Genomic DNA, 8,759 nt, shown 5'->3' with positions numbered 1-8,759 from the left:
CCGGCGGTACTTACTACATTAATGGGGTAGAGGCGACTACCTTCAATCCTACCACTCCGGGCGAGTACTGGCTCACCTATAGGTACACTAACCCCTATACCTACTGCAAGGGTGAGGCCAAGTGCAAGATCGTTGTGTACCCACGGCCGTACGTGAAGATCAAGGAGTGTCCAAAAGTTTGCGAGGGTTCCTACAAGTTCGCACTCACAGGCGGCTACCCAGCTGGCGGAACCTACTACATGAAGAACGCAGCCGGCTCTTTCGAGCCCGTCACACACTTCGACCCAGTTAAGGCGGGCGAATACGAGGTGATCTACCGCTACACCGACCCTTATACCTATTGCAAGGGCGAGGACAAGTGCGTCATTAAGGTTTACCCAGCTCCAACTGTTAGCTTGAAGTACTGTCCGAAAGTGTGCGTGGGCTCTGAGAAATTTGCCCTCACCGGCGGGGAGCCAGCGGGCGGTACCTACTACGTGGACGGCGTGCCGGCCACCTACTTCGACCCGACCACCGTGGGCGAGTACAAGCTCACTTACAAGTATACTGACCCCTACACCTACTGCAAGGGTGAGGCCCATTGCTATATTAAGGTGGTAGCTGCCCCAACCGTCACCTTGAAGTATTGTCCTAAGGTATGTGTGGGCTCCGAAAAATTCACCCTAACCGGCGGGGAGCCTGCGGGTGGTACCTACTACGTGGACGGCGTGGCAATGACCGAGTTCAACCCAGACAAGGTCGGCGAGTATAAGCTCACCTATAAGTACACCGACCCCTATACCTATTGCAAAGGTGAGGCCCACTGCTACATCAAAGTGGTGGCCGCTCCGGAAGTAACGTTCAAATATTGTCCGGAGGTATGCGTTGGCTCTGACAAATTCGCCCTCACAGGTGGAGAGCCAGCAGGCGGAACCTACTACGTGGACGGTCAGGCTATGACCCACTTTGACCCAACAACTCCTGGGGTGTACAAGGTCACCTACAAGTACACTGATCCATACACCTACTGCAAGGGTGAGGCCCATTGCTACATCAAGGTTTATGAAAAACCTTATGTTAAACTAGAAGCCGGGACATCTTACTGTGATTATTACAAAGTACCAACGGTAAAACTCACTGCAACTGCAAGTGGAGGATCAGGAACTGGCTATTCCTATGTATTCACTCTTCCTAATGGATCTACCCTTGCCGATGCAGATGGTGTTATAGAAGTAACCCAACCTGGTACATACAAAGTAGTGGTAACTGACAGCCGAGGTTGTAAAGCCTATGATTCCGTTACACCTTACTTTGTTCCTTGTAAATCTTACGTAGGCTGTACTCCTGGTTATTGGAAAAACCACTTAGAAGCATGGTATGGTTGCTACGATCCTAATGCTAATTTCTTTATAACCTTCGGCATTACGGATGAACAATATTTCCAAGGTTTTGCTTCGACCTTAACACTTGGAGAGGCAGTGAAGTTGAAAGGTGGAGGCTTTAACGCCCTTTCTCGCCATGCCGTAGCCGCTCTTTTGAATGCCTGCCACAGCGGTGTATACTACCAATACACCCAAGGCCAAATTTTAAATGCAGTGAAAAGCGCCTTTGAAGATGGAAGCGCCACTTTGGGGGGCACCAACTATGATAGTGTTGAAGCATTGAAGAATGAGTTAGATAGAGCCAACAATGAAGGCGATTGTCCACTAGGTAATGACTCTGAACTTGAGGAAATTTCGACTGTTTCTTCAATAGCAGATGAGGGTTCACGTCAAGGCTTGCAAAGAACTGATATTAACTTCACTGCCCATCCAAATCCGTTCGCACAATCAGCTACCGTTAACTTCACCCTGCGTGAAGGTGGCGCTTACTCGCTGATCCTGTATGACCTGAATGGCAAGGTGGTGCGCGAGATCAGTTCCGGCGTGGCCGAGGCTGGCAAGGCCTACAGCTTCACCATTGACGGGGAGATGGCCGCCGGTGTGTACATCGCACGGTTGAAAGCCAACAAACAGGTGAAAGTGCTTAGAATTATGCACCGCAAGGATTTTTAACCCATTTCCTTAAAACAACCAAAAAGGCCGGGGCATATGTCCTGGCCTTTTTTTATTACCAGAACCTTAAAAAAGAGCTTCACCTTGCTAAGCTATTGCATGAGATTTTTGAAATACCTGTATAAGAAGGGAGAAAACTAGTCGTAAAGTAAACAATGAAACATCTCCTTCTAAGGTGATTTGATCAATAATGCTGTATATAGATGCCTTTCAGTAACAAGCTGTTTATCAGACACAAATAAATCACAACCTATTAAGTAAGACTATTTAGGAATGTAAAAAGCCGGATTTTTACTTTTTACTCCCAAATAGGGTACCAACTCCACAAACATTTCCTAAAATAGTGCAGAGTTTGAACTTTAAGCAGGCAACAATTTAATTATTCAAAACATGGATTGACTATATTGTAAATACACCAATTAGGCAAAAACGGCTTTTCAAATTCATTAAGTACACTTTTAACTTAAAGAAAAACTTTAAAAACTTAGAAGAGAATAGTTCAAATCGAATGAAACTGGTTTAAGGTTGTTGAATTATTTTAATTTAATTTTTTTTATTTTTTTTATAAAAAATCCTTGACATTCAATACTCACCTTTCTATATTTGACCATCACATTAGGTACAGCACAGTTTATATCACTTAAAGTAAAGCTTCAACAAAACAGAACATATTAAATATTTAATTAAACTAACTCCACTTCACTGCCAGGCTTCTAATGGCAGGGCCAAAATTTTAATAATTCTCTTCAAGTGGGCTCCCCGTCTTTGTATTAATCAATTTGGTCAGCGATTTATAGAATCAAATAACTCTTAATTACTTAAAGGTTTACTTGAACCAAGTACTACAAGAAGAATTTATTTCATATTCTAAAAACCAAAAAAAGAGCTACTTTCTAATCTAGCAGCTTACCTTTCTTTTATTTCCTCTCCTGCAGCCTAGAGCCCTTTTCTTAAAAGAGCCAAGGTTCCTTGCGGCCCCTCCCTTCCTGGTTTATTCCATTTTAGGCCCTGAACCAGTGCGTCATCATCATTCCGTTTTCAATCTATTTACTAAAAACCAAACCAAAACCATGGTGAATTATTACTATTGTCCAGACAGGACGGGGAACGTCTTGTTGTATCAACTAAATGGCCTCTGGCGGAACCTTATGGTTGTGTTGGCGGCTTGTTTGTTTTTCAGCAACCCTGGGGTATCCCAAACTACCTCCACCACCTCAGGGGGTTATTACCCCTCCTGCCCTCCCATCCCCTGCGTAAACAGAACGCAAACCCAGGGTGGTTGGGGAGCCCCGCCAAGTGGTTATAACCCTGGAGCTTATTTGCACAAAAACTTCGCCTCTGCTTTCCCTTATGGGGTTAAGGTGGGCGATGTCACAGGCAATGATGACTGCAAATCAGGTCGGGTGCTTTCTTTGTCAACCGCCCAGGCAGTTACTAATTTCCTGCCTTCTGGTGGAACTCCAAGAGCTTTGGACAAAAGCTACAGCAACCCTGGTGGTACCTACAATAACGTATTTGCGGGTCAGGTAGTAGCACTAACCATCTCTGTTGGTTTTGACAACAAGTTTCCTGATTTCGGTGCTTCTGATGTGCCATTACGGAATATGATTATAACTTCTGGTGTCTTTAAGGACAAGACAGTAGGGTTTGTGCTGGCAGAAGCTAATAAAGCATTAGCCGGATGTTCCTGCCCCTACTCTATCTCCCAGTTAAATGACGCCGTAAGTAAAATAAACGAAAGCTTCCCGGATGGCAAACCTTATGGGTCTTACATCCAGTGCCCTCCCAAGATTCCAACTGTAACCCTGAAACCCTTCGCCTCCGTTTGCGCTGGGTCTCCTGCCTTTAAACTGGTTGGAGGGTACCCTGCTGGTGGTAAGTACTACGTGAATAATGTGCTCGCTACCACCTTTAATCCTACAACTGCCGGTACTTACTCTGTACGGTATGTGTATACCAATTCCTATGGCTGCTCAGCTCAGGCTACAGGTAAAATCATTGTTAAACCTAGCATCACGGTATATCCCGGTACTTACGGTCCGTTGTGTGTGGGAGGTCCAGCCATCAAGTTAACTGGTCAGCCAAGTGGCGGTACCTGGACTGGAACCGGGGTCACCTATAGCAATGGCTACTACTGGTTTAACCCTTCTGTTGCCGGTTCATTTGCTTTGAAATACACTGTGCCTTCAAACGACTACAAGTGCGGAGGTTATGCTGTTACAACCGTTTTGGTTCGGCCTAGAGTTACTGTTTATGCAGGTAATTATGGTCCACTTTGTCAAGGAGAGGCAGCCATAAAATTAGGCGGTACTCCTGCCGGAGGAACCTGGAGCGGACCCGGAGTTAGCATGGCAAACGGTTCTTACTGGTTCACCCCAGCCAACGCAGGTTCTTTCACTTTAACCTATAAGGTGCCTGATACCAACTATAAGTGCGGTGGCTATGCCAAAACAACCATCTTGGTTAAACCTCGCGTTACCGTAAACCCTGGTTACTATGGACCTCTCTGCGTAGGAGGACAGAAAATCAAATTGGGTGGTTCTCCAAGTGGAGGCGTATGGACTGGTACAGGCGTGAGCATGGCTAATGGATACTATTGGTTTACCCCATCTGCCGAGGGCTCTTTCGAGCTAACTTACAAAGTACCGGATAATAACTATAAGTGTGGAGGTTATGCCAAAACCACGATTAAAGTTCGGCCAAGAGTTAATGTTTATGCCGGTACTTACGGCCCACTATGCGTAGGTGAACCTGCCATAACCCTTGGTGGAACCCCTGAGGGAGGAATCTGGTCTGGCACTGGCGTGAAGTATGAAGGTGGTGTTTATAAATTCTACCCTTCTGCTGCAGGAACTTTTGAGCTGACCTACAAGATTCCGGATACTGATTACAAGTGCGGTGGATATGCTAAAACCTCCATCAAAGTACGGCCTCGGTACGAAGTGAAAGCGGGCTACTATGGACCTTTGTGCGTTGGAGGGCCAGCGATCAAATTGGGCGGTTCACCAAGCGGTGGAACCTGGACCGGAGATCATGTTACCTATGCCAACGGGTACTACTGGTTCACTCCAACTGAAGCTGGGGCGTTTGAGCTGACCTATAAGGTTCCGGACTCAGATTACAAATGCGGAGGCTACGATAAGACTACCATCAAAGTACGTCCTCGTCACGAAGTGGTGGCCGGCAACTACGGACCGCTATGTGTTGGCGGATACGCTATCAAGTTGGACGGCGGCTCTCCTGAAGGAGGCACCTGGAGTGGTCAGTATGTGACCATGAAAGATGGTCATTACTATTTCACCCCAACCGCGGCAGGAGAGTTTGTGCTCACCTACAAGGTTCCTGACTCTGACTACAAGTGCGGTGGGTATGCGAAAACAACCATCAAGGTACGCCCTGTAGCTAAAGTGTACCCTGGTTCCTATGGGCCATTCTGCCAAGGCGAGCCTGCTGCTAAACTGGGCGGATATCCTGCAGGTGGTACCTGGAGTGGACCAGGCGTTACCAAAGAAGGTGACTACTACTACTTCAACCCAGCAAACCACGGTACTTTCATTCTGACTTACACCGTGCCAGACAGCTACAAAGAATGCGGAAACAGTGCTAAAACTACCGTTTTGGTACGTCCTCATTACGAAGTAGAAGCCGGGTATTATGGTCCACTTTGCGAGGGAGGAGAACCCATCAAACTGGATAAAGCTACGCCTGCGGGTGGTACATGGAGTGGGCCATATGTAACTCATTCAAACGGATACTACTGGTTCACTCCAACCAAAGAAGGCGAGTATGAACTGACCTACAAAGTAGAGGACACCGATTACAAGTGCGGTGGCTACGACAAAACCACCATCAAAGTGCGGCCACAAGCCTATGTGAAAGCAGGCTACTACGGACCGCTTTGCGAAGGTGACTATGCCATCAAACTGGACGGTGGCTCTCCTGAAGGTGGCACCTGGCAGGGTGAGTATGTCTCCATGAAAGACGGGTACTACTACTTTACCCCTACTAAAGCAGGCGAGTATGAACTGACCTACAAAGTTCCTGACACCGATTACAAGTGTGGCGGCTATGCCAAAACCACCATCAAGGTACGTCATCGGTACGAAGTGAAAGCCGGCTATTATGGACCTTTGTGCGTGGGAGGCGATGCCATCAAACTGGATAAAGGAACACCTGAAGGTGGTATCTGGACTGGCGAACATGTTACCTATGCCAACGGGTACTACTGGTTCACTCCAACCGAAGTTGGGGCGTTCGAGCTGACCTATAAGGTTCCTGACACTGACTACAAGTGCGGCGGCTATGACAAAACAACGATCAAAGTACGTCCTCGCCAAGAAGTGGTGGCTGGATACTACGGTCCGCTTTGCGTAGGCGGGTATGCGATCAAGTTGGACGGCGGTTCACCAGAGGGAGGCTCCTGGAGCGGTCAGCATGTAAGCTATGAAAATGGTTACTACTGGTTCACTCCATCTGCCGCAGGAGAGTTTGTGCTCACCTACAAGGTAGAAGACACTGACTACAAGTGCGGTGGGTATGCTACAACCACCATCAAAGTACGTCCTATTGCTAAAGTGTACCCAGGTAACTATGGTCCGCTTTGTGTGGGTGGTCCTGCCATTGACTTGGGAGGCTATCCAGCCGGAGGAACATGGAGCGGTGAAAACGTGACTAAAGTGGGTGACAAATACCAATTCACTCCATCTGAAAAAGGAACCTTCGTGCTTACTTACACTGTACCTGATAGCTACAAAGAATGTGGCCGTTCTGCCACTACTACCATTTTGGTAAGACCAAATGCCGATGTGGTGGCCGGTAACTACGGACCGCTTTGCGTGGGAGGAGATCCTATCAAGTTAGGTGGAACGCCTGCCGGAGGTGTCTGGACTGGAGATCACGTAACTTACAAAGATGGCTACTACTGGTTTACTCCAAGTGCACATGGAGAGTTTGAGCTGACCTATAAAGTGAAAGAAAACAACTATCACTGCGGCGGCTACGACAAAACCACCATCAAAGTGCGGCCAATGGCTTACGTGAAAGCTGGTTACTACGGACCTGTTTGTGTGGGCAGCTACCCAATCAAACTAGACGGTGGTTCGCCAGAAGGTGGAACCTGGAGTGGTGATCACGTGACTATGAAAGATGGTTATTATTACTTCAACCCAACCACAGTAGGCGAGTTCGTGCTTACTTACAAAGTGGAAGATAACTATCATAGCTGCGGCGGTTATGCCACCACCACCATCAAGGTGCGGCCTGGTGCAGTAGTGACCGTTGACCAATACGGACCGCTTTGTGTGGGTGGTTATGCCATCAAATTGGGAGATGGTTCGCCTGCTGGTGGTTCATGGAGCGGCGAATATGTGACCTATAAAGATGGGTTCTACTGGTTCACTCCTTCCGCTGCTGGCGAGTACGAGCTGACCTACAAAGTGGAAGAGAATAACTACCATTGTGGCGGCTATGCCAAAACCACGATCAAGGTTAACTCTTACGCAGATGTAGAAGCAGGTTCATACGGACCGGTGTGCGTGGGTAGTGCTCCGATCAAACTCAATGGCGGATCTCCTGCCGGAGGCACCTGGAGTGGAGAAGGAGTGACAGAGTCTGAGGGCTACTACTGGTTCAACCCATCTAAAGCTGGTTCTTTCGAGCTGACCTACACTGTGGCCGCCGGTTATGGCCATTGCGGTGGCTATGATAAGACCACAATAGAAGTTAAGCCTTTCGTGGTGCCGGTGCCTGGAACTTATGGTCCACTTTGCGTAGGCGGAGCAGCCATTCAGTTGAATGGTGAGCCTGACTACGGTAAATGGAGCGGAAATGGTGTAAGTGAGGTAAATGGTGTCTTCTGGTTCACCCCAACCCAGGCAGGTACCTTCGAGCTGACCTACACTGTTCCGGGAGGATACGGTAAGTGCGGTGGAAGTGCCAAAACCTACATTGAGGTTAAGAAATGCATGGTTGACGCAGGTTGCAGCCCAGGCTACTGGAAAAACCACACCGATAAGTGGGGCTGTTACTATACTTCTACAAGTCTATTCTTCACTTTGTTTGCTGATATAGAGGCAGGCAATAGACGTGGACTTGCTGCTGACTTAACCCTTTTGGCAGCCATCAGTGCAGAGGATAACCAAACCTCTAACAACGGTGGTTACACAGGACTGGCCCGAGCAGCTGGTACTGCCTTGTTGAACGCTTGCCACTACGGTAATGAATACAAATACACCAAAGAAGAAATCATTTCTGCGGTAGTTAACATGTTCAATACCGGAACAGCAACAATAGGTGGAATCTCTTGCGCAGATGTAGAAACCTTGGCTAAAGCCTTAGACTACGCAAACAATTTCTGCCATAAAGATGATCCATATGTTACAACGACGGTATCTTCCATTGCTGACAACGGTAACCGCAGTGGTCTGGCTGCCATTGAACTCGGCGCTTATCCGAATCCATTCGCACAGTCAGCCAAGGTTAACTTCACCCTGCGTGAAGGTGGCGCTTACTCGCTGATCCTGTATGACCTGAATGGCAAGGTGGTGCGCGAGATCAGTTCCGGCGTGGCCGAGGCTGGCAAGGCCTACAGCTTCACCATTGACGGGGAGATGGCCGCCGGTGTGTACATCGCACGGTTGAAAGCCAACAAACAGGTGAAAGTGCTTAGAATTATGCACCGCAAGGATTTTTAACCCATTTCCTTAAAACAACCAAAAAGGCCGGGGC

At 47.9% G+C, this 8,759-nt stretch carries 2 protein-coding genes; both read left to right on the top strand.

Annotation, left to right across the window (positions count from 1 at the left end; all coding sequences use genetic code 11):
- Positions 1 to 2,033 (top strand): T9SS type A sorting domain-containing protein (locus tag EFB08_RS12030; protein WP_133306558.1); only part of this gene is annotated, 2,033 nt, incomplete at its 5' end.
- Positions 2,034 to 3,352: 1,319 nt separating this feature from the next.
- Positions 3,353 to 8,725, top strand: a complete 5,373-nt coding sequence (locus EFB08_RS12025) for a T9SS type A sorting domain-containing protein (RefSeq protein ID WP_165864876.1) — start codon at positions 3,353 to 3,355, stop codon at positions 8,723 to 8,725.
- Positions 8,726 to 8,759 lie beyond the last annotated feature (34 nt).

Origin of the sequence: Rufibacter latericius (assembly GCF_003721515.1) — a bacterium.
In the GTDB taxonomy this organism is placed as follows: domain Bacteria; phylum Bacteroidota; class Bacteroidia; order Cytophagales; family Hymenobacteraceae; genus Nibribacter; species Nibribacter latericius.
This window is presented reverse-complemented; position numbering and strand designations above follow the sequence as displayed.